Here is a 24,388-nt window from a genome sequence, read left to right as displayed (position 1 = left end):
GACAGTCTACGAAGGCTCGACACACAAAACGCCCGGTTACCCTACCGGTTCACAAAGGAAATGCCACTAATTCACTGCCAACGCACTATCAGCCAACTCCGGGGCTGAACTTGGACTTGTTTTTGACCCGGGATTGTAATAAATTTGATATATGAATCGATTTAAAGATTTCGTGGAATGGCAGGCCTTTGGGGTCTGCACAGCTATCGGCAATAAGCTTGGGATAGCTACCTCACGTATCCGCTTGTTTTTTATCTATACCTCATTCGTTACGATGGGTTCTCCGCTTATCGTTTATATGATCATGGCATTCTGGGTTAATATGAAAAATTATATCCTGAACGCCCGCAGAAACCCCCTTAGGTACTTATAATTTCCATTCAGGCTTATCAGTTAACCTCGGGCAATTTAAATAATTGACAGATGCATCCCGCGTCGGGACATGCTATTGGCATCTCATGCGATGATATGTACAATACATCACTATAACTGCTGCCATTTTTTATACATTTCACTGGTGTTATATCTCCTTTTCTGCAGATACAAAGTATCCGCTCCTGATACCTTTACAGCTTAATAATTCTTTCTTATTTCTTCGATATACTACGTTACTACGCCTACATTATGCCGTTACCCCTTCGCTCTTAAGCGTACAGATAGCGGCGTAATGACGGTATACCTTCGTTGCAGAGCGGCAAACAAAGCGATAAGGGATTATAAATTAGTCGTTTAGCACTATTTTGAGCGAAGAAGGCTTATAAAGGGAACATTTACAATGTGTTATACGGCATATGATGCTTTTGTAAATATTAAAGCTGCAGGAACACCCTCTGTTTCGCGTTTTAGACCAGAACGGAGTATGAGTGAATAGATTTTTTTACATTTTTTTCTCATTTATTTTCAATTGATTGTAAGTAGTTAGGTTGCAAGTCGTCTTAAAATTCAATATATCTTTAGAATCCGGCTATACCTTGCCTGTACAATTACTATAAAATTTTAACCAAATACACTGAAAAATGAAAATGCCTGCACTGAAGCACCTGGCAAGTGGTATGCTGCTTTTAAGTACCGCGTTATTGATGTCTGCCTGTTCGAAAGATGACAATCAGGGTAAAGCGCGTATTCAGGTCGCTCTGACCGATGATCCCGGAGATTTTAAAGCTGTTTATATCGATGTTCAGGAAGTGAACGTCAATTACAATGATAGTGATGACAATGGCTGGCAGGCTTTGCCTGGCATGAAAAAGGGACGGTATAACCTGTTAACGCTTGTTAATGACAGGGACACTGTACTGGCGGATGCGGAAATCAATTCCGGAACTATTAAGGAAATCAGACTTGTATTAGGAGATGATAACTGGGTGGTGACCAACAATGGGGATTCTATCAGGTTACAGACGCCCAGTGGACAGTCTTCCGGTGTAAAACTAAAAATCAACATGCCGGTATCAGGCGGTATTCTTTACAGATTGCTACTGGATTTTGATGTGGCAAAATCTATACACGAAGCGGGCAATTCAGGGAAATATATCCTGAAACCTGTTATCAGAACTGTACTGGAAGCACAGGGAGGTAGTATTCAGGGCGTCGTATTGCCGGCAGTGTTGCCTTCAGCAATATTGGTGCTGAACGGACAGGATACGGTAGCAAGTACCTATTCCGGTATTGGTGGCGCTTATATCCTGAAAGGAATCGCTGCGGGTAGCTATTCACTGCACTATATTTCTGTTGATACTACGCTGCAACCAGCAGTGAAACAGAGCGTGGTAGTAGAAACAGGTAAAGTAACGAAAATAGATACACTGACTTTAATACATTAATCTTAACAGCCAATCTTTTTAATAGTGTAAACAAAAAATCCATCTGCCAGCGGCGGATGGATTTTTTGTTTGAGTGATTATCTTAATCCAGATGGAAATTTGTCATTGCGTGATAATGGTTCTGCAACTGATTCACCGTGATGGAACCTTTAATTTCCCTGTGTTCATCCCGGTAATCCAACCTGGTGGCCGGGTGACCGTCATCAAGGGTGTGCAGTTTTACGGAGAATGGCCCGCGTACATAAATTTCGCCGCCGCCGTTTACTGAGAGAGATTCGTCTTTTTTGAACTTTAGTTTCAGTAACTGTTCTTCATTTAGTGGAATTGAATAAAGGTCCTGGAGGTCATACCAGAATTCCTGTTCTCCGGTTAATACACATACCTGTTTGTCTTCGCGGTTAACTTCCAATACCTGACCTTCCACCGTCTTTCCTTCATACTCCACTAAAACTGTATCTCCTGCTTTTACATCATGTAAATTGATCATGGTGAGTAAAATTTTTGGGTGTTTAGTATTATAGTTATAGTCTGAAAATGAGTTGGTCGTAGTCTTATCCTAAGATAAGAAATAGTCCATAGACTATAACTATTTTCCTGTCTTGTTTTTATACAAAAGGCAGGCCAGCTATCGTCTATGGACTATCAACTATAATACTGGGAACGGTCCCTTATCTTACTACTTCACGGATCCTTACCAGGTCTTCCAGTAATCCTTCCAGCAGATCCAGGTGCAGCATATTGGCGCCATCAGATTTAGCTTTGGATGGATCAGGGTGTGTTTCGATGAACAGACCATCTGCACCGGTAGCAATAGCTGCCTTGGCGATAGTGCTGATTAGTTTCGGGTTACCTCCGGTTACGCCGCTGGTCTGGTTAGGCTGTTGCAGGGAGTGTGTACAATCCATGATAACAGGTACGCCATGTTCACGCATGATAGGAATATTGCGGTAGTCTACTACCAGGTCCTGATAACCGAAGGTGGTACCGCGTTCGGTCAGCCAGACCTTATCATTACCTGCCTGTTTTACTTTTTCAACGGCAAATTTCATGGCTTCGCCGCTTACAAACTGGCCTTTCTTCACATTCACCACTTTACCTGTTTCCGCAGCTGCGATCAGGATGTCGGTCTGGCGGCAAAGGAACGCCGGGATCTGCAGTATATCCACATACGCAGCAGCCATAGCAGCTTCCGCAGCAGAGTGAATATCTGTTGTAACAGGCAGATCAAATGTTTCTTTGGTTTTTTGCAGCAGGTCCAGTCCTTCCACATCACCAACGCCTGCGAAAGAGTTGATGCTGGTACGGTTTGCTTTACGGTAAGACGCTTTAAAAATATATGGAATATTCAGTCTTTTGCAGATTCCTGAAACTTTTTCAGCTACATGCATCAGCAGCGCTTCATCCTCTACTACACAAGGACCGGCTATCAGAAAAAAGTTGTCAGGATTGTATTGATCCTTAAAAAGGGATTTCAGATGTGTTGTTGCTGACATGATTTTTGTATTTGAGATCGCAAAGTTACGCTATTCTAAGGGATTACTTTTCAGTTGAAGTGTATGGGCTATTTTCTATAATTGTCATAATATTGTAATCTGAAACCATGGAATGTTCGCTGGGCGTGCATCTTTTACAAAGTAATTTTCCGGATTGTTACCGCATTGTCATGCGCTGAAGGGAGCTGTTCTGAATTACTACAGAAGCTGTTAATATTACGTCTTAATTAAAAAAGCCATTCATTCGAGATAGCATGAAGAAAGATAAAATACTGGTAATCGGCGCCTGCGGGCAGATTGGTGTTGAACTCACACTCGCATTAAGAAAGATGTACGGAGATGCAAACGTAATCGCATCCGATCTTCGCGAAGAACACGACCTGCTGAAGGGGACCGGTCCTTACGTATCCCTCGATGTTATGAACAAAGAGATGCTCCACGTACTGGTTATCCGTCATAATATCACGCAGATCTACCTGCTGGCTGCGATCCTTTCTGCTACCGGTGAAAAGAACCCACTGCTGGCATGGCACATTAACATGGCGAGCCTGCTGAACGTACTGGATATTGCGAAAGAAGAAAATATCGACAAAGTATACTGGCCAAGTTCCATTGCGGTATTCGGTCCGAATTCACCAAAACAGGATACGCCTCAGCACACCATCATCGAGCCGACGACCATTTATGGTATCAGCAAGTTTGCAGGTGAACGCTGGTGTGAATACTACAGCCACCGTTATGGCGTAGACGTTCGTAGTCTGCGTTACCCGGGTCTGATCAGTTATAAATCAGCGCCAGGTGGCGGTACTACCGATTACGCTATTGAGATCTTCCATGAAGCACTCGAAGAAAAGAAATATACCTGCTTCCTGTCAGAAGGCACTTACCTGCCAATGATGTACATGCCGGATGCTATCCGTGCTACCATCGAGCTGATGGAGGCCGATAAAGATAAAGTGAAGGTGCGTTCTTCCTATAACCTTGGTGGCATGAGCTTTTCTCCGAAAGAGATCGCTGCTGAGATCAAAAAGCACATCCCTGAATTTACCATCAGCTATGAACCAGATTACCGCCAGCAGATCGCTGATGGCTGGCCACAGAGCATGGATGACAACCTGGCCCGTCAGGACTGGGGTTGGAAACCGGAATACAACCTGGAGAATATGACAGTGGATATGCTGAAGAACCTTAAAAAGTAAGCGCTTATTCCTACATTTGGCTCAACGCAAACCTTCAATTTTCGCGTATGAAGCTGGAGAACGGGGAATATCTGGGTAAAAACAACCGTACTTTTCATGTGGATGGACTTATCATCAATAAGACCAGCTATCATGAGAAGGTATTTGAAGGATGGCATTTTCATCAGAACAACCATCTTTCCTTTATCCTGGAAGGAGGCAACCGTGAGTATCGTAAACAAACGGATCAGGTGTTGCGGCCAGGTAATATGGTGTTTTATCCGGGAGGTGAGTGGCACCGCAACAGCCATACACAACATCCTTCGCTGAATATCAATCTTGAAATAGAAGATCATTTTTTACAACATTATGAGGCCAGCTTTACTGCCGGGCCTCATAATGCTTTTAAGGCACTGGATAACCTGCATCAATCGTTCTCTCCCGCTCATAATCCCCTTTTCCATACCCAGGCAAAACTGACCGCACTTCGTATTTATCACGACTGCCAGGTGGCAGACCAGCATAGCAGCCTGTCTGTTCATCAGCAATTATTATCATTATTACAGACAGCCGGAACGCGTGAAAAAACGGACAGACAACTATTCGGCGGACGTGTGGATAAAGTCATTGAATTGCTGCATGACCGCTGGAATGAGCACATCTCTTTGCAGGATCTCAGTACAGTTACTGCCTTGCATCCTGTTACCGTATCCCGGCATTTTACTGCTTATTTTGATTGTTCGCTGGGAGAATATATGCGCAGGATCAGGGTGGAAAGATCCCTGCTGCTTGTCAGACAGCCCACATTATCATTGACAGAGATCGCCTATCAGTGTGGTTTCTTTGATCAGAGTCATTTTATACGGGCATTTAAAGCGCAGACCGGCTTTTTACCCAAAGCATTCAGGAAATTTTAATCCGTTCCACAGCGCCCGCTAAATCCATCCAATTTTAAGCATACGGGATCATTGAACTTCGCAGAAAAAGAAAGTATATGTATTTCCGGAGCAGCTGGTTAACAGTTATTTATATCGTTTTTTATATGGCGGCTTATGCACAGGCCCCTGCTAAAAAAGAGATCGCCGATGCGGTGGATAAAATGGCGGTCCTTTTGCAGGACCGGTATGTTTCCGCTGAGAAAGGAGGGGCTATTGCCAGTCATCTGCAGGCACAGCTGAAAGCAGGTAAATTTACTGCTGTAAAAAGCTGGCAGGAATTTGCGCAGCTGGCGACTAAAAGTTTACAGGACTTTAGTCATGACGGGCATCTGTATGTCAGGAATGACCCGATTAGATGTCAGGAGTTACTGGCTGCTGATAAAGCAGCGGCACCAGCAGCAGTTGGTGGTAATACACCTGGTGAAGATCCTTTTTTTTATAGTCCGGTAGCAGCAGATCATAACTATGGTTTTGAAAGTGTGCGTATCGCTGCTGATAATGTGGGGTATTTACGGCTGGCCGAAATCAATATTTCCCGTAAAAGTCTGGCTACATTATACGCGGCTATGGCGTTTGTGGCCAATACAAGAGCGCTGGTAATAGACCTGCGGAATAACGGTGGGGGAGGGAGTGATACCGGCGCTGTATTTGAAAGCTATTTTCTGCCGCCAAAAACGCCTTTACTGACCTTTACCAGCCGGACAGGTGAACATACCTCCGATAGTACCGTATCGTGGCTAAAAGAGCCCCGTTATGAGCGTCCCGTTTTTATTCTGATCAATCGTAAGACAGCATCTGCCGCAGAGGCGTTTGCGTTTGTATTGCAGAAAATGAAAAGGGGGACGGTGATAGGGGAGGCATCTGCCGGCGCTGCGAATATGAATGTCTGGCTACCGGTGAATAAGGACATCTTTATCTCGGTTTCAGAAATGGCGCCGGTCTGGCATGGTACGACAGCTACCTGGGAGCAACAGGGCGTACAGCCTGATTGTGCAGCGAAGACGGAAGCAGAAATTGATGCCTGTATTCATGCGAAGATCGGGCGGCCACAGTTCAGGCCTGTTCATTAAAAGTATCCGCATAAAAAAAGACGAATGCAATTTGCATTCGTCTTTTCTATTTTGAGTAGTTGAGATTTTTATGCTACGAATCCAACAGCGACCGTTGAATTGCTCATTTCATCGATCAGGATGAAGGCGCCATTTGCAGGATTAGCATCATAACTATCTGCAAATATCGGATGTGCTGTTTTCAGTGTGATCTTACCAATATCATTCAGGCCCATTTCTTTCCTGTCTTCCAGGATGGTATTGGAGGTTACATCGATCACGTGCTGGATCTGCTGTACTTTCGCCTTCACACGGTTTACGCCATGTTGCAGCAGATACGTTTTACCAGGCACCAGTTTGGTCTGATCCATCCAGCATACCTGTGCATCGATCTCTTTCAGCAGGGAAGGTGCATTTTCTGGTCTGGACAGCATGCTGCCACGGCTGGTATCAATTTCATCTTCCAGTGTGATGACAACGCTCTGACGCGCTTCTGCGGTAGTGAGTTGTGTTTCGAACTGCTCGATGGTTTTGATACGGCTTTTCTGCTGAGAGGGCAGGGAGATGATCTCATCACCTACGTTGAAATGTCCGCTTACCACTTTCCCTGCGAAACCGCGGAAGTCATGGTAGGCATCTGTTTTCGGACGGATCACGGACTGTACTTTGAAACGTGCAGGGTGACTGCTGTCTGCGTGATCGAAGGTGATCTGTTCCAGGTATTCAAGAAGGGATTCTTCGGAGTACCAGCTGATCTTTTCAGAACGGGTGGCCAGATTTTCTCCGTAGATGGAAGAGATCGGGATGTATTTGATAGAAGGCGCTTTGAATGGCGCTTTAGCGATCAGTTGCTGGAAGTCTTCCACGATCTGGTTAAAGCGTGCCTCGCTGTATTCTACCAGGTCCATTTTATTCACGCATACTACCAGGTATGGGATACGCAGGAGGCAGGCGATGAAGAAGTGGCGGTAAGTTTGTTCGACGATACCTTTACGTGCATCGATCAGGATCAGGGATACCTGTGCATTGGAAGCACCGGTCACCATGTTACGGGTATACTCGATGTGACCAGGTGTATCGGCGATGATGTATTTACGGGTAGGAGTGGAGAAGTAGATATGTGCCACGTCGATGGTGATACCTTGTTCACGTTCAGCCACGAGGCCGTCTGTCAGCAATGACAGGTCGGTAAAATCAAGTCCTTTGCGTTTGCTGGCAGCATGTAAAGCTTCCATTTTATCCTGTGGGATAGAATGAGTATCATAGAGCAGCCTGCCTATCAGGGTGCTTTTACCATCATCTACACTGCCGGAAGTGGTTATACGTAAAACCTCCATGTTATATTTTTTGAGTGGTGGCGCATTGTGGTGTTCCACCATAATTTTTATACAAGTTAATAAGTGCGTATGCGACAGGAAGGACTAGAAGTAGCCTGCCTGTTTTCTCTTTTCCATTGCTGCTTCAGAGCGTTTATCATCAATACGGGCGCCTCTTTCAGATATCTTGGCTTCGAGTATTTCGGAGATGATATCTTCCAGTTTATCTGCCTCAGAGATAACAGCAGCGGTACAGGTCATGTCGCCTACTGTGCGGAAGCGTACTTTCTGGCGGAAAGGCGTTTCTTCTTCTGTTGTATTGAGGAATGGGGAGGTAGGCCAGTACATACCATCTCTTTCAATGATATCTCTTTCGTGGGAGAAGTAGATGGATGGAATTTCCAGCTTCTCTCTGCGGATGTAGTTCCACACGTCCAGTTCTGTCCAGTTGGAGATCGGGAATACGCGTACGTTTTCACCCATCTGTATTTTACCGTTGAGCATATCGAACAGTTCAGGACGTTGCATTTTAGCATTCCACTGACCGAATTCGTCCCTTACGGAGAAGATCCTTTCTTTCGCACGGGCTTTTTCTTCATCACGACGTGCGCCGCCGATGCAGGCGTCGAATTTCAGTTCTTCGATAGCGTCCAGCAGGGTGACAGTCTGCAGAGCGTTTCTGCTGGCATATTTACCAGTTTCTTCCTGTACTTTACCCTGGTTGATGCTATCCTGCACATATCTTACTTTAAGATCAAGACCCAGTGATTCCACCAGCCAGTCACGGAACTGAATAGTTTCGGGGAAGTTGTGGCCGGTATCTACGTGTAATAAGGGAAAAGGAACTTTACCAGGATAAAATGCCTTTTGCGCCAGGCGCACGATCGTGATAGAGTCCTTACCACCTGAGAACAGGATAGCAGGGCGTTCGAACTGTGCAGCTGTTTCACGTAAAATATAGATGGCCTCGTCTTCCAGTGCCTGCGGAAACTCCCACTGTATTTTATTGGTCATAAGTCTTTTTTTTAAAATGTCCCTCGGGGACCAGATGAATCAAATCAGTTACAAGTTATAAAGGGAATGTCAGATCAGCCATGTAAGCCGCATTCTTTTTTTGACAGTTCCCACCACCATCTGCCGGCACGGGGATGCTCGCCCGGTTCGATGGCACGGGTACAGGGGGCGCACCCGATAGAAATGAAGCCTTTGTCGTGCAATTTGTTATAGGGAACATTTTGCTCCTGCAGATAATTGATCATTTCGTCATAGCTCCAGTTGATCAGTGGATTGTATTTGTACAGCTGACGTTGTTCGTCCCATTCCAGGGCGTGGAGCGCCTGACGGTTTTCAGACTGTTCTGCACGGAGGCCGGTGATCCAGACCTTTACACCCTGCAGGGCGCGGTTCAGCGGTACTACTTTACGGATATTACAGCATTCTTTACGGTTTTCAACAGATTCATAGAAGCTGTTAGGACCTTTTTCCTGCAGTAATTTCTCTACTGATGCAGTTTCCGGGAAATAAACTTCAAATGTCTTTTTGTAGCGGGCGCGGGTGAGGTCCATCAGGTCATAGGTTTCCTGAAACAAACGGCCGGTGTCCAGTGTGAAGACCCTGACAGGCAGGTTAGCACGCCAAATCATGTCTGCAATCACCTGATCTTCCTGTCCAAATGAGGTGGAAAAGGCCACCGCTCCGGGAAATTCTGCTGCCAGATACTGCATGGCAGCAATTGGATCTAGCCCTTCCAGTGCTGTACTGATATTCTCCATGTGATCTATCTCAATAAACTGACATTCATCCGTAGTTGCCTGCGAATGCCAGTGATACTTCCTTTAATTATAATTGACAACTGGTGTTGTATACAAAAATACATAAACTCTATAAAAAAGATAGGGTTTTTTTAAATGGAGGATATTGGGGTAATTAAAAGTGTATTAATATTTGATTGCTAATTGATTATGTTGTTCAGGGTGAAGTGATCTGGAAAATGACTGCTATTGCCTGGGTCGCTTGCGTCTGGTATTTTCTATGGGGGAAGATAAGGACAGATAGCGTGTTTAGGGGGTGCGGATAAATGGAGATAGCAGGTGGGAGGGCAATTGATTATGATGCCAGCTAAGGGGGTGGACCATTGGAAGTAACTGGTGTAAAGTTGGGCAGCGATGAGGAATAGATACCGATAAAAAAAGCCGGAGCGTGAACTCCGGCCTTTCAGCTATAATATTGAGACATTTCTGGTCAATATATCCTTCAGTGTTTTGGTCTCAAGGATTTTCAGCGTCGCATCTCTTACTTTCCCCATTACGTCGTTCAGGCCGCACACGGCTTCATCCCGGCAATTCTCACATTTTTCATAATAGTTGAGACTTACGCAGGGGAGTAGCGCGATGGCGCCATCCAGCAGGCGGATGATCTTCGCAAGAGGGATTTCCTTGGGTGTTTTCAGCAGGTAATAGCCACCGCCTTTACCTTTTTTACTACCGAGAATTCCGGCATTTTTCAGCTCCAGCAGGATATTCTCAAGGAATTTGATGGAAATGCTCTTTTCCTGTGCTATTTCAGATATCAGAATTGGTCCTTTATCTGCATTCTCTGCCAGGTGTATGAGCGCGTGAAAAGCGTATTGCGTTTTTTTAGACAACATATCGATTCTCCCAGATGATCTAAGAATAATACTGCAAAGATAACAGCTTTTTCTCTTTTACAGGCTCAGTACGTCTTTCATACCGAATACGCCGTGTTTTCCCAGTATCCATTCCGCAGCCACAACAGCGCCGGAGGCAAATCCTTCGCGGGAATGAGCGGTGTGAGTGATACTGATGTCGTCTATGCTGGACGTATAGGTGATGCTATGTGTACCAGGAGCCGGGTCGATACGTTTAGAGACGATAGACAGCTGTTCAGGCTGTGCCTCTTCTGTATTTACCCATTCTTTTTTACGCTGTACCTTATCCATTACCTGTTCTGCCAGGGTGATAGCGGTACCGCTTGGTGCATCTCTTTTCTGTGTGTGGTGGATCTCTTCCATTTTCACACCATATTGAGGCTGGTTAGCCATCAGTTCTGCCAGGCGTTTGTTGATCTCAAAGAAGATATTCACACCTACGCTGAAGTTGCTGGCATACAGGAATGCCTGGTGTTGTTCCAGACATAATGATTTTACTGTTCCGAGATGTTCGAGCCAGCCGGTACTGCCGCAAACGACAGGTACATTAGCTGCAAAACATTTCAGGATATTGCTATAGGCAGTTTCCGGACCGGTAAATTCGATGGCCACATCTGCCTTGCTGAGTTCTTCTTTCTCAAGCAGGTGCAGATTACTCAGGTCAATACGATGAACAATTTCGTGTCCTTTGGCAACGGCGATCGCCTCAATTGCCTTTCCCATTTTTCCGTAACCGATAAGCGCTATTTTCATGATATTCTATTAGTAGAAGGGGAGATGATCATCTGGCGCCGAGAGCTAAACCCCGGCTGTACGTTTTTTTCCTGCCGATATTCACACGCAGACTAAGTCCCAGTGCCTGGTTGTTGATAACAGTGGGAACGATCTTCATACTGAGGTCATCTGACATATTGAAGTCCTTCAGATGGGCGAATACGGTTGCATCTATGATATTGAGGCCGTAGGCCAGTACGAATACGAGTACGGAGTAATCGACGTATTCCCGGTAAGCATCCCTTAGTGATTTGAGGGAGTTGGGATTACGGTACAGATTCTCGAACTGGTCTTTGGTATCGTCGTTTCCGTCCATGCGGATGCGGTAGGCATCGCGGTAGGTACGGTATTTATCCATGTTGAAAATGAAGGTACCGGTAGTGATACCCAGTGCAGCGTATACCAGCGGTAATTTCCAGTACTGGCGATTGTAGATCTGTCCCAGACCTGGCAGTACAGCGGAGTAAAAGGCTGCTTTTCGCGGATCGTGCGGTTTGCGTACAGGCGCTGGTGGCACTGAATCTCTTTTAATATACAGTTCAGTTGAGTCCACCCGGCTATCAGGTTGTTGTTTACGCAGGTATGCGGCTTTCAGGCTGTCCTGTGCGAACAGACTGATGGGCATACAGATAATAACAACCGGAATGACCAGTAAACAGATGCGTGATAAATGAAAGGAGAAAATATTCCCGGACGTTCTAGCCACCGTATAAGTCTATTTTTTCTAAGATGCTGTCAAGTTCTTCGTCGGAGTAGAACTCGATGGTCACGCTGCCTTTTCCATTCTTACTTCTGTCCAGCTTCACTTTTGTTGAAAAATGGGTCGCGAGATTGTCTTCTATTTTCTGATAAGCAGGCGGTAATGTGATTTTGCCGGCAGCTTTTTTAATGTTGTTCTTGTCGAGGCTGGCAGTTTTACGTACTAACTCTTCTGTCTGGCGTACAGACAATCCATCCCGCATGATCTCATTGAAAACGAAGAGTTGTTTTTCTACGTTTTCCACGGCGATCAGGGCTCTGGCGTGTCCCATACTGATCTGGCCATTGCGTACAGCAACCTGGATATCAGGTGGCAGTTTCAGCAGGCGTATATAGTTGGTAACGGTACTTCTTTCTTTACCCATACGGTCGGCTACCTGCTCCTGGGTGAGTACACACTCTTCCATGAGGCGTTTGTAGCTGAGGCCGATCTCTATGGCATTCAGATTTTCGCGCTGTAAGTTTTCCAGCAGGGCCAGTTCCAGCAGTTCCTGATCATTTGCCTGACGGATATATGCCGGGATGTCTTTCAGACCCGCCATTTTACTCGCGCGCAAACGTCTTTCACCTGCTATCAGCTGATACTTCTTAGGCCCTATCCTGGACACGGTAATAGGCTGTATTACATCGTGCAGCGAGATGGACATACTTAATTCCTGTAAAGCTTTCTCATCGAAATCCCTACGCGGCTGTTTCGGATTGATCTCTACCTGTTCGAGCGGGATACGCTCCATACCGGTAGCCTGTGCCACGACCTGTTCACCCAGCGCGCTGGTGGTCTGTTTCAGGTCAGTATCAATATTTTGCAGCAGCGAGCGGATACCTTTCCCCAACGCCTCTTTCTTATTAGGATTGCCCTTACTCTGATTGCTCATTGTTAATTGCTAAGATTTTATCTTCCAGGTTAATACGTGTAAAGTTATTCTTTTGCAGAATTTCCTTTGCCAGGTTGAGATAGTTGATCGCACCGGTACTTGCCGCATCATACATGATAACGGATTTACCGAAGCTTGGGGCTTCACCCAGTTTGGTATTACGGTGAATGATCGTGTTGAATACGCTTTCCTCGAAGTGTTGTTTTACTTCGTCTACTACCTGGTTGCTGAGACGCAGACGGCCATCGTACATGGTCATCAGGATGCCCTCAATAGCCAGGTTGGTGTTCAGACGGCTCTGGACGATCTTAATGGTATTTAACAACTTACCCAGACCTTCCAGCGCGAAGAACTCACACTGTACGGGGATGATCACGGAGTCAGACGCCACGAGTGCGTTCACAGTGATCAGACCCAGGGAAGGGGAGCAGTCTACTATTACGAAATCATAGTCCTCTTTTACAGCATCGATCACCTGCTTCATCACCTGTTCCCTGTTCGGGTGGTTGATGAGCTCCAGTTCTGCACCTACCAGATCAATATGGGAAGGCAGCACTTTCAGGTTTGGTGTATCCGATTCCAGGATCACATCTTTGGCCTGCCCGTCATTTACCATACAGTCATATAAACTCTGCTGTATATTACGCAGGTCAAAACCTAAACCGGTGGTGCTGTTAGCCTGCGGATCCGCATCTACCAGCAATGTTTTATACTCCAGTACAGCCAGGCTGCTTGCCAGGTTAATGGCACTGGTAGTTTTCCCTACCCCACCTTTCTGATTAGCGATTGCAATTACTCTTGCCATTGTTGATTAGGTATTTCTTAGGTTTTCTATAGGACAATAAATAGGCATGGCTGAGGATGTCCCGAAGACCCGTTCACCATGTGAAAGAATATGCTTTTGCTAAAGATCAATGCTACTTCCTATTGCCGGCAGTAACAATTCCAGGCCTGCGGCCGCAAACTGCTGCTGCGTCTTCTCCTTATCTATCTTGATATATCCAAAGGTGTCATAATGAACCCCGATAATACGCCTGCACTCAACAAACCCTGCCGCCACAATTGCATCGTCAGCTCCCATTGTGAAATTATCGCCTATTGGTAAAACTGCAAAATCCAGTTTAGCAAACTTTGGTATGAGCTGCATATCTAAAGTCAGCGCTGTATCTCCTGCAAAATAAAAATTTCCTTCGTCAGTTGTAAATACGAATCCCATTGGATTACCTCCATAGGAACCATCCGGCATACCACTGGAGTGATGGGCAACCACACATTTCACCGTCCCGAAGTCAAACTGCCACTTACCGCCCGTGTTCATTGGATGTACCCGCTCAAGACCCTGTCTGCCCGCCCAGCTGGTCAGTTCATATGCACCAACGATCGTTGCATTTGTACGTTTTGCCAGCACTACCAGGTCAGCCACATGATCGTCATGCCCATGGGAGCAAAATATATAATCTGCTTCTATCTTGTTGATATCCACCGTTTTTGCCAGCTCGTTGTGTGTAATGAACGGGTCAAAAACAATCTTCTTTCCTTTAATCTCTATCCCAAAGCTTGAATGGCCGTAATAGGTAAACTTCATCCTGCAGGTATCTATATGAACAATAGTATATAACTAACCAAGTGTACAAAAGTACAACGAATAGCCTATAATAAGGTCTAAGCCGCTATTTATTTATTCACAGCGATTATCTAAATAACTTGTTAATTAGTTTAAAATGAATCACTTAATAAAATTTGTTAAAGTAAATCCAAAATCTCCCCTGCTGTACAATATCCGGGATGGCCGTACGTCATAACAGGATACTGCCTTCGGTACCAAAAAAAATGTAAGCTGTACCGAAGGGTTTATTTTTGCAAGGACAAATAAATCATATGCGCACCGGATGGAATTCGATAGTACTGATATTCATACTTTTATTACTGGATCTGTACGTTTTCATGGCCATTAGAGCCATTTTTAAGAGCTCTTCTAAGAAAGTCCGCAATATAGCAACCGGGACTTACTGGACAGTTTCTGCCCTGGTCCTCATGACAATCGCACTTTTACCTTACCTGAACTGGCAGGACTGGCCGGCCAATACCCGGTCATATATCCTGACCGTACTCTTCGGGATCGTTTTTGCCAAAGTACTGGCAGCCGTATTTATGCTGCTGGATGATCTGCGTCGTGGTATCCAATGGATTGTCAGTTATTTCACCAAAAGATCCCAGCGTACGACCTCCTTACCGGGTGGTATCTCCCGTTCCCGCTTTTTCTCCCAGGCAGCCCTGCTGCTCGGAGGTGGTATGTTTGCTACCCTGATGTACGGACTGTCCAACAAATACAACTACCGGGTACATAAACTGAAACTCTCCTTTAAAAATCTGCCGCCTGCTTTCAAAGGGCTGCGGATCGTGCAGATCTCTGATATTCACTCTGGTAGTCTGACCGACAAGGAAGCCGTGATCAAAGGGGTGGAAATGATCAATGCCCAGAAGGGGGATATCATACTCTTTACCGGTGACCTGGTCAATGACCGTGCTTCCGAGATGGATAACCTGATGGACGTGTTCCGCCAGGTGAAGGCGCCAATGGGGGTTTATTCTACCCTGGGTAACCACGATTATGGCGATTATTATGCCTGGCCGGATAAGGATGCCAATGGTTACAGTGCATTGCGGACGAAGAACCTGGAGCAGCTGAAACAGGTGCATGCGGATATGGGCTGGCGACTGCTGATGAATGAACATGTGACGCTGGCGCGTGGCGGACAGGAAATTGCGTTGCTGGGTATTGAGAACTGGAGTGCCATGAGCCGTTTCCCTAAATACGGTGATATGAAAAAAGCCTATACGGGCGCTTCACACCTACCCTTTAAAATACTGATGTCGCACGACCCGACCCATTGGGATGCCCAGGTCAGGACAGAATACCCTGATATTGACCTGATGCTGGCCGGTCATACCCATGGGATGCAGTTTGGTGTGGAAATCCCTGGTTTTAAATGGAGTCCTGCCCGTTTTATCTATAAAGAATGGGCCGGTCTGTATAAAGAAGGCGATCAGCGGCTGTATGTCAACAGGGGCTTTGGGTTCCTGGGGTACCCCGGCCGTGTCGGTATCCTTCCGGAGATCACTGTTATCGAACTGGCTTAAGTGATTGCGGTGTCCGGTCGGGCCGGACACCATAATCACCGACCGGCGGCCGGTTTCCATCGACTATCAGCTAGGGGCTATCGACTATTTGCGTTATCTTGCAGGCGTATAAAATGCTCCATGCATGCGCTGCTGCTTTATTATCATATTTCTGTTATGTAGTCAGGCTGCTATGTGTCAGTCCCTTGCCGAGTTGGAAAAACAACTGGATTCTCTGCTGAGAAAGCGGGAAAAAAGTGAGCTGATCGTAGGGATCGGCTATGGAAACAGTCCGGCGTACGGGAAGAAAACAACGACCTATGAGACGCCGGTCATCATGAAGCCATTTTTGTCACCCACGCTTTCCTATTATCATAAATCAGGACTCTTTGCAAGCGCCAGTTCCTATTATCTTTTTGAGGCAATCGGTAAACCCTGGTTCGAATGGGACCTGTCCGTAGGATATGATTATTCTAAAAACAGGAAATTCCTTACCGGTATATCGTATACCCGTTATATTTTCACTGATTCCTCTGATATTCCGGTTACACCGATCAATAATGAGTTGTTCGCCTATTTTTATTATCGTGACTGGTGGTTACAACCTGGTATCAGTCTTGACCTCGGATGGGGCAGTGCGGAGGAAACTTTTGCCGGCGGCCGTTTAAGCAGGAATCTGTCGGGAACAGATTTTAATATCGTAGGAGCCGTACGTCACCCTTTTATCTTCCTGGATGTACTGAAACACGATGATGCCGTGCTGCTGACGCCATCGATCGGCGTGACCGCCGGAACCGCCAATTACTACAGCAACCTCAAAGCTTTTCAATATATGTCCCGTTCCCCTAAACTGCACACGGAGTGGAACAGAAATCCATCGGGGGGCGACAGACCACCATCTGCTGATGCAGTCAGAAATTTCCTGAGTTCTTCTACAAAAACCGGTTTTGAACTGAGGGCTATTGACCTTACCCTCAATGCTTCCTATGTGATCGGAAAGGTGACGATATCCCCGGCCTATACCGTTTTTAAACCATTCCAGGGAGAGGATAAAAGCCTGATCGGATACTTTACCGCAAGATTGGGGCTTACCTTCAAATAATCTGCATACTTCTCACGTTATTAAATTTCCTATTTTATTATCCACACGTTGCCATGTGTTAATAAAAATAGCACGTAATTTGCTACGTGTTGTTTAGGGGTATGCTTTGTGAGGAACGTTATATATAATCAGATCTGGAAAAACCTTTAATAACAATACAATTTTCATCCTCTTCGAAAAAAAACAACTATATGAAAAAACTGTTTCTCGCGATCGCAGTACTCAGCGTGACTGCCGTTTCCACTGTAAATGCTCAGACAAAATTCTTAAGATTCGGTCTTAAAGGTGGTGCAAACCTGGGTAAACTGGATGGTCAGGGTTACAAAGATGGCTTCAAGCTCGGTTATCACCTGGGTGGTTTTGCACAGGTAAATCTTACAAAAGGTTTTGGTGTACAGGGTGAGTTGATCTTCTCTTCTTCTACTGTAAAAACTACAGACGATTTTAGCCAGGTGTACAATCCTGATAATCTGAATGATCCTACAAACAATGACAAAAAAATTAAACTTAACTACCTGAGCATCCCGATCCTGGCGAACATTTCCCTGGGTAGCCCACGTGTGAAACTGCAGGTTGGTCCTCAGTTCAGCGCACTGGTAAGCGACAAGAATGTGTTCAAAGGTGCAGACGAAGCATTCAAAGGTGGAGACGTATCCGGCGTTGCTGGTCTGTGGTTACAGCTGCCTATCATTAACATCAGTGCCCGTTACATCGTTGGCTTCACTGACGTTAATGGTGTGAATACCGTAACTGATAAAGGTAACTGGAAGAATCAGAGCATCCAGCTGGGTGTAGGTGTGACTTTATAAGATATTGGTCAGATCATATTACAGGTCACCTCGTCTGAAAGCGGGGTGACTTTTTTAATTTTAGCTTTTTCTGTTCGTGGCATTAATCTTGACAATATACCTATGCTTATAAAAAAGAAAGGAAAAGGGGTCGCAGGCTGACAAATTGGCCGCTTTTCTGTTTAAATTACGCAGATGAATAAATTCTATTTTGCAAACTCGGAAGAAGAGATGGAGTTCATGCCGATTATCCCTCTGAACGAGGAGACTGATGGGCTGGAAGATGATAAAATACCTGAAGAACTGGCGTTATTGCCACTTAGAAATACAGTACTTTTTCCTGGCGTAGTGCTGCCAATTACCGTTGGCAGAGACAAATCCATAAAGGCAGTCAATGATGCCTATAAGGCAGATAAGCTGATCGGCGTGGTTGCACAAAAGGATAGTACCGTTGAGGATCCCAACCTTGTAGATCTTTCCAATGTAGGCACCGTTGCCCGCATTGTTAAACTGATAAAAATGCCGGATGGTGGCACAACCATCATTATTCAGGGTCGTAAACGTTTTAAGATCAGTGAAGTAGTTTCGGAAGATCCTTATTTCAAAGCCCGCATCGAATTGCTGCAGGATGAAATAGTGACAGACGATCCGGAATTTGACGCATATATCTCCTCCATCAAAGACCTGGCAGGTCAGATCATTCAGTTATCGCCTAACCTGCCATCTGAGGCCAGCATCATCCTGAAGAACATTGAAAATGAGTCTTTCCTGGTGCACTTCGTATCCTCCAATCTGAACTGTGATCTGAAAGATAAACAGCAGTTGCTGGAAATCAATAACCTGCGCACCCGTGCAGAGTTGTTACTGAAGCTGCTACAGGTGGAACTGCAACTGGCGGAGCTGAAAAACAAGATTACCAATAAAACCAAGGCAGATCTCGATAAACAACAACGTGAATATTTCCTGCAGCAACAGCTGAAATCCATCAAGGAAGAACTGGGCGGCGATTCTAACGACCGTGAAGTGAAGGAATTGCAACGTAAGGCGGAAACAAAACAGTGGACAGAAGCTGCCGCTGAACTGTTCCGTAAGGGTATCGAGAAGCTGGAGCGTATGCACCCCAGCACACCGGATTACTCTGTGGTGTATAACCACCTGGATCTGATGCTGGATCTGCCATGGAAGCATTATACAGAAGACAGCTACGACCTGAAAAAGGCGAAAAAGATACTGGATAACGACCATTATGGTATGGACAAGATCAAGGAGCGTATCCTGGAATATCTGGCTGTACTGAAACTGAAAGGGGATATGAAGTCGCCTATCCTGTGTTTTGTTGGTCCTCCGGGTATTGGTAAAACCTCTCTGGGGCGTTCTATCGCCAGCGCTATTGGTCGTAAATATGTAAGACTCAGCCTTGGCGGTCTGCATGACGAAAGCGAGATCAGAGGTCACCGTAAGACTTATATCGGCGCGATGCCGGGTCGTCTGTTACAGTCCATCCGTAAGGTGAAAACCTCTAATCCGGTAATGATCCTGGATGAGATCGATAAAATAGGTAACGATCACCGTGGCGATCCAAGTTCTGCGATGCTGGAAGTACTGGATCCTGAACAGAACGGTACTTTTTATGACAACTACCTGGAGCTGGAATATGACCTGAGCAAGGTGTTGTTTATCGCTACTGCGAATAATATCAATGCGATCAGCCCTGCTTTACGCGACAGGCTGGAAATCATAGACCTGAGTGGTTATTCCATTGAAGAAAAAGTGGAGATCGCGAAGCGTCACCTGGTACCAAAACAGAAAGAGGCGCATGGTCTTAAGGCCCTGAAAATGCGTATCAGCAATGGTATGCTGGAAAGGATCGTGCAGGATTATACCCGTGAAAGCGGTGTACGTGAACTGGACAGACAACTGGCTTCTATCATGCGTGCGATCGCCAAAGATGTGGCGCTGGAGGAAGAAATTCCGGATAGTCTGACAGAAGAGCATGTAGAGCGTATCCTGGGTAAAGGGCGTTATTCCAATGAGATCTATAAAGTGGGTAATCCTCCCGGTGTAGCCGTAGGATTGGCCTGGACATATGTAGGTGGCGATATCCTGTTTATCGAGACCAGTCTGAGTGAAGGAAAAGGAGAGCTGAAACTGACCGGTAACCTGGGAAATGTGATGAAGGAGTCTGTAAGTACGGCTTTGAGCTATCTGCAGGCACATGCGGCTGAGTTCAAGATCGATCCGAAGTTATTCGGACAGCGTACCATTCACGTGCACGTGCCGGAAGGCGCTGTACCGAAGGATGGTCCGAGTGCGGGTATTACCATGCTGACGGCGCTGACCTCTGCTTTCACGGGTAGAAAGGTGAAGTCTTATCTGGCAATGACGGGCGAGATCACCCTGCGCGGACAGGTACTGCCGGTAGGAGGTATCAAGGAAAAGATCCTGGCTGCCAAAAGGGCGGGTATCAAGGAAATCATCCTGTGCTGGCAGAATGAAAAAGATATTAAAGAGATCAATCCCGATTATATCAAAGGCCTGAAATTTCATTTTGTAAAAGAAATGAACCAAGTTGTCGATATAGCGTTATTAAAGAAGTAACATTTCACTGCTGGTCTTTTTAACAGTTGTGACCGGCAATGGATACTAATGTTGATTGTTTTAAGGGTTTAAACCGAAGCCATTCTCCAGATGACGGGAATGGCTTCGGTATTTTTTTTAGCTTTATGCTTCCTATGAGGAAGAACATTATTGCGCTATTGCTCGCATTGCCATACCTATGTTGTCTGATACCTTCTGCCAAAGCCCAGGTGCTGGGTGGAAAGAATGTGTTTTCCTTTCTTGATCTTCCGGTGGCCCCGCACGTTGCTGCATTGGGTAGCGCGAATGTGAGTTTACAGAATAACGACATTGCCCTGTCTTCTCTAAACCCTGCCTTACTCCGTCCATCCATGGATCAGCACCTGCAGGTGAATTATACCAATTATTTCGGGGGCGTACAGTATGCCCATGCGCTTTTCGGCTATCATGCAGAGAAATACCAGACCACTTTTGCGGGTGGTATTCAATATATCAATTATGGGAGGATCACGGAGACAGATGCTACCGGCATGGCGCAGGGTACTTTCTGGCCCCGGGATATGTCGATTCAGGTGACTGCTTCCCGCCGTTATCTGGAAAGGTGGTATTATGGTATTACGATGCAATATGTACATTCTGCTTATCAGCAGTATAAGGCTTCCGGACTGGTATTCCATGTGGGGCTGAATTACCAGGATACGGCGCACCACTGGCAGGCTGGCCTGGTGTTCCGCAATATGGGCGTGCAACTGAAGACCTATACCAAGGGAAACCAGGAGCCTTTGCCTTTCGATCTGCAGGTGGGTGTTTCGAAGAAACTGGAAAGTGCGCCTTTACAGTTTTCAGCGACCATCCATCATGTGCATCAGTTTGATGTGCGTTATGCAGATCCTGATTTTCAGGAGGGAACAATTATCTCTGATGGTGATACGGCAAGTACAGGTGGAGCAGCGGATAAGATCTTCCGGCATTTTGTACTGGCTGCGCAATGGGAGATAGGGCGGTATATTGAGCTGACTGCGGCGTATAACCATCTGCGCCGGCAGGAGCTGGGGATGCCGCAGCAAAAGGGGATGAGTGGTTTTTCCGGTGGCGTGGGGATCATTACGAGAAGGTTGCAGTTAAGATATGCCCGTTCCTGGTATCAGCGAAGTGAGGCGCTCAATCAGCTGGGTATCAATTTACCGTTAAAGGAATGGCGGTATTAGGAATAAAACGAAAAAGGGATGACAGCTGCTGTCATCCCTTTTTTATGCATATCGTTATGTTGGCTATTCAACTTCTGTGAGTTGTCTTTTGTACAACTGGATGGTATTTTCCAGACCATAATACAGCGCATCACATACCAGCGCATGTCCGATAGATACTTCTTTTAACTGCGGGATATGCAGTTTGAAGAAGCGCAGGTTATCGAGGTTCAGATCATGTCCGGCATTCAGTTCCAGGCCAATGGCGGTAGCTGCGCGGGCAGTGTCCTTATAGGCATTGAATAACTGGAGGTTCTGTGGCTGTGTACGGGCACGTTCATACTCTTCTGCATATGGGCCGGTATAGAGTTCTATACGGTCAGCACCGGCAGTTTTGGCTGCTTCTACTTTATCTGCTTCTGCATTGAGGAAGATAGAAACACGGATACCGGCAGCTTTTAGTGTACCGATCACTTCACGGAGGAAGGACTGGTGCTGAATGGTATCCCAGCCGGTATTGGAAGTAATGGCATCCGGTGGATCGGGCACGAGGGTAGCCTGATGTGGTTTCACGGACAGTACGAGATCCATGAATTCTTTGGAAGGGTAACCTTCGATATTGAATTCTGTTGTTACTAAAGGTTTCAGGTCGATCACATCCTGGTAGCGGATATGTCTTTCATCCGGTCTTGGATGTACGGTGATACCGTCTGCGCCGAAACGCTCACAATCCTGCGCCACTTTCAGAATATCCGGCATATTGCCACCCCGCGCATTGCGGAGAGTAGCAAATTTGTTGATGTTTACGCTTAGCTTGGTCATAGTGCAAAATTAGTGGAATTACGTGGATACTCCATCGTGACAGATAATGGGTTATACAACTAAAAAGCAATAGCCCATAACTGTTCAGCTACGGGCTATTGCTAATATAATGATTAATCAGATTAATATCTGTAGTAATCTGGTTTGAATGGACCTTCAACAGGGATGTTCAGGTAAGAAGACTGTGTTGGAGTCAGGATATCCAGTTCTACACCGATCTTCTTCAGGTGCAGACGGGCAACTTTCTCATCCAGGTGCTTAGGCAGAACGTATACTTTGTTTTCGTAGTTGTTTGCGTGCAGCCACAGTTCCAGCTGAGCCAGTACCTGGTTGGTGAAGGAGTTACTCATCACGAAAGATGGGTGACCGGTAGCACAACCCAGGTTAACCAGGCGGCCTTCAGCCAGCAGGATGATATCTTTACCATCGATAGTGTATTTATCTACCTGTGGTTTGATTTCAACTTTGGTATTACCGTAGTTTTTGTTCAGCCATGCAACATCGATTTCGATATCGAAGTGACCGATATTAGATACGATACATTTATCTTTCATCAGTTTGAAGTGCTCACCAGTGATGATGTCGCGGCAACCTGTAGTGGTAACGATGATATCAGCTTCTTTAACAGCGTCGTTCATCTTTTTCACTTCGTAACCTTCCATTGCGGCCTGCAGTGCACAGATCGGGTCAATTTCAGTAACGATCACACGGGCGCCTGCACCTCTCAGGGATTCAGCAGAACCTTTACCTACGTCACCGAAACCGGCAACTACGGCAACTTTACCAGCAATCATCACGTCAGTAGCACGACGGATCGCATCTACGCAGGATTCGCGGCAACCGTATTTGTTATCAAATTTAGATTTGGTAACAGAGTCGTTGATGTTGATCGCAGGGATAGGCAGGGTACCTTTCTCCATACGCTCGTACAGGCGGTGAACACCGGTAGTGGTTTCTTCACTCAGACCTTTTATGTGCTGGATCAGCTCAGTGTATTTATCGAATACCATGTTGGTCAGGTCACCACCGTCGTCCAGGATCATGTTCAGCGGACGGTCAGGGCTGCCGAAGAACAGGGTCTGTTCAATACACCAGTCAAAGTCCTGCTCGTTCAGACCTTTCCAGGCAAATACAGGTACACCTGCAGCAGCAACAGCAGCAGCAGCGTGGTCCTGGGTAGAGAAGATATTGCAGGAGCTCCAGCGTACTTCAGCACCCAGGTGTACCAGGGTTTCGATCAGTACAGCTGTCTGGATAGTCATGTGCAGACAACCGGCAATACGCGCACCCTGTAAAGGCCTGGTGTTACCGTATTCTTCTCTTAAAGACATCAGACCGGGCATCTCGGCTTCTGCAAGTTCAATTTCCTTACGTCCCCATTCAGCCAGAGACATATCTTTTACCTTGTAGGCAAGGTTAAAGTCGATGTTAGAGTTTGCTACTGTAGACATTTATTCTTGTTTTGTGCAAATCTAGTGTTATTTTATGGGTTTAAACTATGCATTTGTTCTTTTTTTTTCCTTTGAACAGAACACTTGTACTTTTAGACCCTGTTTTATCTCCCCCGGACATCAATTAGATGTTGCCACTCTTATTAAACAAAAAAATAATAGTTTTTCCACCGAAAATGTGGATTTGCAAAAAGCTGACCATTAATACTTATGGTTACTTATCCACATTTCTAACCCTGATATATTCACAAAACACATAAATAAGTTTGTGTAAGTATCAAAAATCAAATATGTTTGTATTTAATATATATGTATTGTCTTTTATTTTATCAGATAATACGAGGTGGTTCCTGGGGGAGGACCTGATTGTGAATTGTTTGATGAACTGCCAAAAAATCTGGCGCGCATCACCTGTGTCCAGGATAGCCATCTTTATTGAACAATGACCTATTAAGTATTTGATGGATTATA

General features: G+C 45.7%; 23 protein-coding genes. 10 read left to right on the top strand and 13 right to left on the bottom strand.

What is annotated here, in order from left to right; translation table 11 throughout:
- Positions 1-151 precede the first annotated feature (151 nt).
- Together BMZ72_RS37185 and BMZ72_RS12410 are read left to right on the top strand one after the other, a co-directional pair.
- Positions 152-373, top strand: coding sequence for a PspC domain-containing protein (locus BMZ72_RS37185; RefSeq protein ID WP_012789688.1), 222 nt, complete (start codon positions 152-154; stop codon positions 371-373).
- A 643-nt stretch (positions 374-1,016) separates the two neighbouring features.
- Positions 1,017-1,820, top strand: a complete 804-nt coding sequence (locus BMZ72_RS12410; RefSeq protein ID WP_255373188.1) for a DUF4382 domain-containing protein — start codon at positions 1,017-1,019, stop codon at positions 1,818-1,820.
- 82 nt (positions 1,821-1,902) lie between these two features.
- On the opposite strand, the gene BMZ72_RS12405 is transcribed toward BMZ72_RS12410, so the two are convergent.
- Together BMZ72_RS12405 and kdsA are read right to left on the bottom strand one after the other, a co-directional pair.
- Positions 1,903-2,307, bottom strand: coding sequence for a hypothetical protein (locus BMZ72_RS12405; RefSeq protein ID WP_089808696.1), 405 nt, complete (start codon positions 2,305-2,307; stop codon positions 1,903-1,905).
- 181 nt (positions 2,308-2,488) lie between these two features.
- A complete protein-coding gene (gene kdsA / locus BMZ72_RS12400) occupies positions 2,489-3,313 on the bottom strand; it encodes a 3-deoxy-8-phosphooctulonate synthase (RefSeq protein ID WP_089808694.1) in 825 nt (274 codons plus the stop codon).
- Between the two features lie 254 nt (positions 3,314-3,567).
- Between kdsA and BMZ72_RS12395 the strand changes: the two genes are divergently transcribed.
- The 3 genes from BMZ72_RS12395 (at position 3,568) to BMZ72_RS12385 (ending at position 6,499) form a co-directional block, all read left to right on the top strand.
- A complete protein-coding gene (locus BMZ72_RS12395; RefSeq protein WP_089808692.1) occupies positions 3,568-4,512 on the top strand; it encodes an NAD-dependent epimerase/dehydratase family protein in 945 nt (314 codons plus the stop codon).
- Positions 4,513-4,559: 47 nt separating this feature from the next.
- Positions 4,560-5,408, top strand: a complete 849-nt coding sequence (locus BMZ72_RS12390; RefSeq protein WP_089808690.1) for a helix-turn-helix transcriptional regulator — start codon at positions 4,560-4,562, stop codon at positions 5,406-5,408.
- Between the two features lie 77 nt (positions 5,409-5,485).
- Positions 5,486-6,499 (top strand): S41 family peptidase, encoded by a 1,014-nt coding sequence (locus tag BMZ72_RS12385; protein WP_089808689.1) that lies wholly within the window; start codon positions 5,486-5,488, stop codon positions 6,497-6,499.
- Between the two features lie 68 nt (positions 6,500-6,567).
- Here BMZ72_RS12385 and BMZ72_RS12380 read toward each other — a convergent pair whose 3' ends face one another.
- The 9 genes from BMZ72_RS12380 to BMZ72_RS12340 form a co-directional block, all read right to left on the bottom strand.
- A complete protein-coding gene (locus BMZ72_RS12380) occupies positions 6,568-7,815 on the bottom strand; it encodes a sulfate adenylyltransferase subunit 1 (RefSeq protein WP_089809808.1) in 1,248 nt (415 codons plus the stop codon).
- Positions 7,816-7,899: 84 nt separating this feature from the next.
- Positions 7,900-8,808, bottom strand: a complete 909-nt coding sequence (gene cysD, locus BMZ72_RS12375) for a sulfate adenylyltransferase subunit CysD (RefSeq protein WP_089808687.1) — start codon at positions 8,806-8,808, stop codon at positions 7,900-7,902.
- A gap of 74 nt (positions 8,809-8,882) precedes the next feature.
- On the bottom strand, positions 8,883-9,566 hold the full coding sequence (locus BMZ72_RS12370; protein WP_089808686.1) for a phosphoadenylyl-sulfate reductase: 684 nt from the start codon (positions 9,564-9,566) through the stop codon (positions 8,883-8,885).
- Positions 9,567-10,012: 446 nt separating this feature from the next.
- A complete protein-coding gene (locus BMZ72_RS12365; protein ID WP_012789698.1) occupies positions 10,013-10,441 on the bottom strand; it encodes an RrF2 family transcriptional regulator in 429 nt (142 codons plus the stop codon).
- Between the two features lie 57 nt (positions 10,442-10,498).
- The gene (gene dapB, locus BMZ72_RS12360; protein WP_089808684.1) at positions 10,499-11,215 is read right to left on the bottom strand and encodes a 4-hydroxy-tetrahydrodipicolinate reductase; all 717 of its coding nucleotides are present in this window, start codon (positions 11,213-11,215) and stop codon (positions 10,499-10,501) included.
- 28 nt (positions 11,216-11,243) lie between these two features.
- Positions 11,244-11,942 carry a DUF5683 domain-containing protein gene (locus tag BMZ72_RS12355; RefSeq protein WP_143087679.1) on the bottom strand — a complete coding sequence of 233 codons (699 nt, stop codon included), beginning with the start codon at positions 11,940-11,942 and terminating at the stop codon, positions 11,244-11,246.
- A complete protein-coding gene (locus BMZ72_RS12350) occupies positions 11,935-12,870 on the bottom strand; it encodes a ParB/RepB/Spo0J family partition protein (RefSeq protein ID WP_089808680.1) in 936 nt (311 codons plus the stop codon). Before BMZ72_RS12350 ends, BMZ72_RS12355 begins: the two co-directional genes overlap by 8 nt.
- Positions 12,854-13,675, bottom strand: a complete 822-nt coding sequence (locus BMZ72_RS12345; protein WP_089808678.1) for a ParA family protein — start codon at positions 13,673-13,675, stop codon at positions 12,854-12,856. Before BMZ72_RS12345 ends, BMZ72_RS12350 begins: the two co-directional genes overlap by 17 nt.
- Before the next feature lie 99 nt (positions 13,676-13,774).
- Positions 13,775-14,455 carry a metal-dependent hydrolase gene (locus tag BMZ72_RS12340; protein ID WP_089808675.1) on the bottom strand — a complete coding sequence of 227 codons (681 nt, stop codon included), beginning with the start codon at positions 14,453-14,455 and terminating at the stop codon, positions 13,775-13,777.
- Positions 14,456-14,748: 293 nt separating this feature from the next.
- Between BMZ72_RS12340 and BMZ72_RS12335 the strand changes: the two genes are divergently transcribed.
- From BMZ72_RS12335 to porQ, 5 genes are all read left to right on the top strand, one after another.
- Positions 14,749-16,011, top strand: a complete 1,263-nt coding sequence (locus tag BMZ72_RS12335; protein ID WP_089808673.1) for a metallophosphoesterase — start codon at positions 14,749-14,751, stop codon at positions 16,009-16,011.
- 124 nt (positions 16,012-16,135) lie between these two features.
- Entirely contained in the window at positions 16,136-17,092 is a 957-nt protein-coding gene (locus BMZ72_RS12330) for a hypothetical protein (RefSeq protein ID WP_089808672.1), read from the top strand.
- A 191-nt stretch (positions 17,093-17,283) separates the two neighbouring features.
- Positions 17,284-17,901, top strand: a complete 618-nt coding sequence (locus BMZ72_RS12325) for a porin family protein (RefSeq protein ID WP_089808670.1) — start codon at positions 17,284-17,286, stop codon at positions 17,899-17,901.
- 174 nt (positions 17,902-18,075) lie between these two features.
- On the top strand, positions 18,076-20,478 hold the full coding sequence (gene lon, locus BMZ72_RS12320; RefSeq protein WP_089808667.1) for an endopeptidase La: 2,403 nt from the start codon (positions 18,076-18,078) through the stop codon (positions 20,476-20,478).
- A gap of 134 nt (positions 20,479-20,612) precedes the next feature.
- Entirely contained in the window at positions 20,613-21,665 is a 1,053-nt protein-coding gene (gene porQ, locus BMZ72_RS12310; protein ID WP_177222774.1) for a type IX secretion system protein PorQ, read from the top strand.
- A 63-nt stretch (positions 21,666-21,728) separates the two neighbouring features.
- Here porQ and BMZ72_RS12305 read toward each other — a convergent pair whose 3' ends face one another.
- Complete coding sequence (locus tag BMZ72_RS12305) at positions 21,729-22,466, bottom strand: pyridoxine 5'-phosphate synthase (RefSeq protein WP_089808661.1); 738 nt, start codon at positions 22,464-22,466, stop codon at positions 21,729-21,731.
- Between the two features lie 122 nt (positions 22,467-22,588).
- Complete coding sequence (gene ahcY, locus BMZ72_RS12300) at positions 22,589-23,917, bottom strand: adenosylhomocysteinase (protein WP_089808659.1); 1,329 nt, start codon at positions 23,915-23,917, stop codon at positions 22,589-22,591.
- Positions 23,918-24,388: the final 471 nt, after the last annotated feature.

The organism is Chitinophaga sp. YR627 (assembly GCF_900114995.1).
In the GTDB taxonomy this organism is placed as follows: domain Bacteria; phylum Bacteroidota; class Bacteroidia; order Chitinophagales; family Chitinophagaceae; genus Chitinophaga.
Note: the sequence above shows the minus strand (reverse complement) of the source record. Positions and strands in the feature narration are given on the sequence as shown.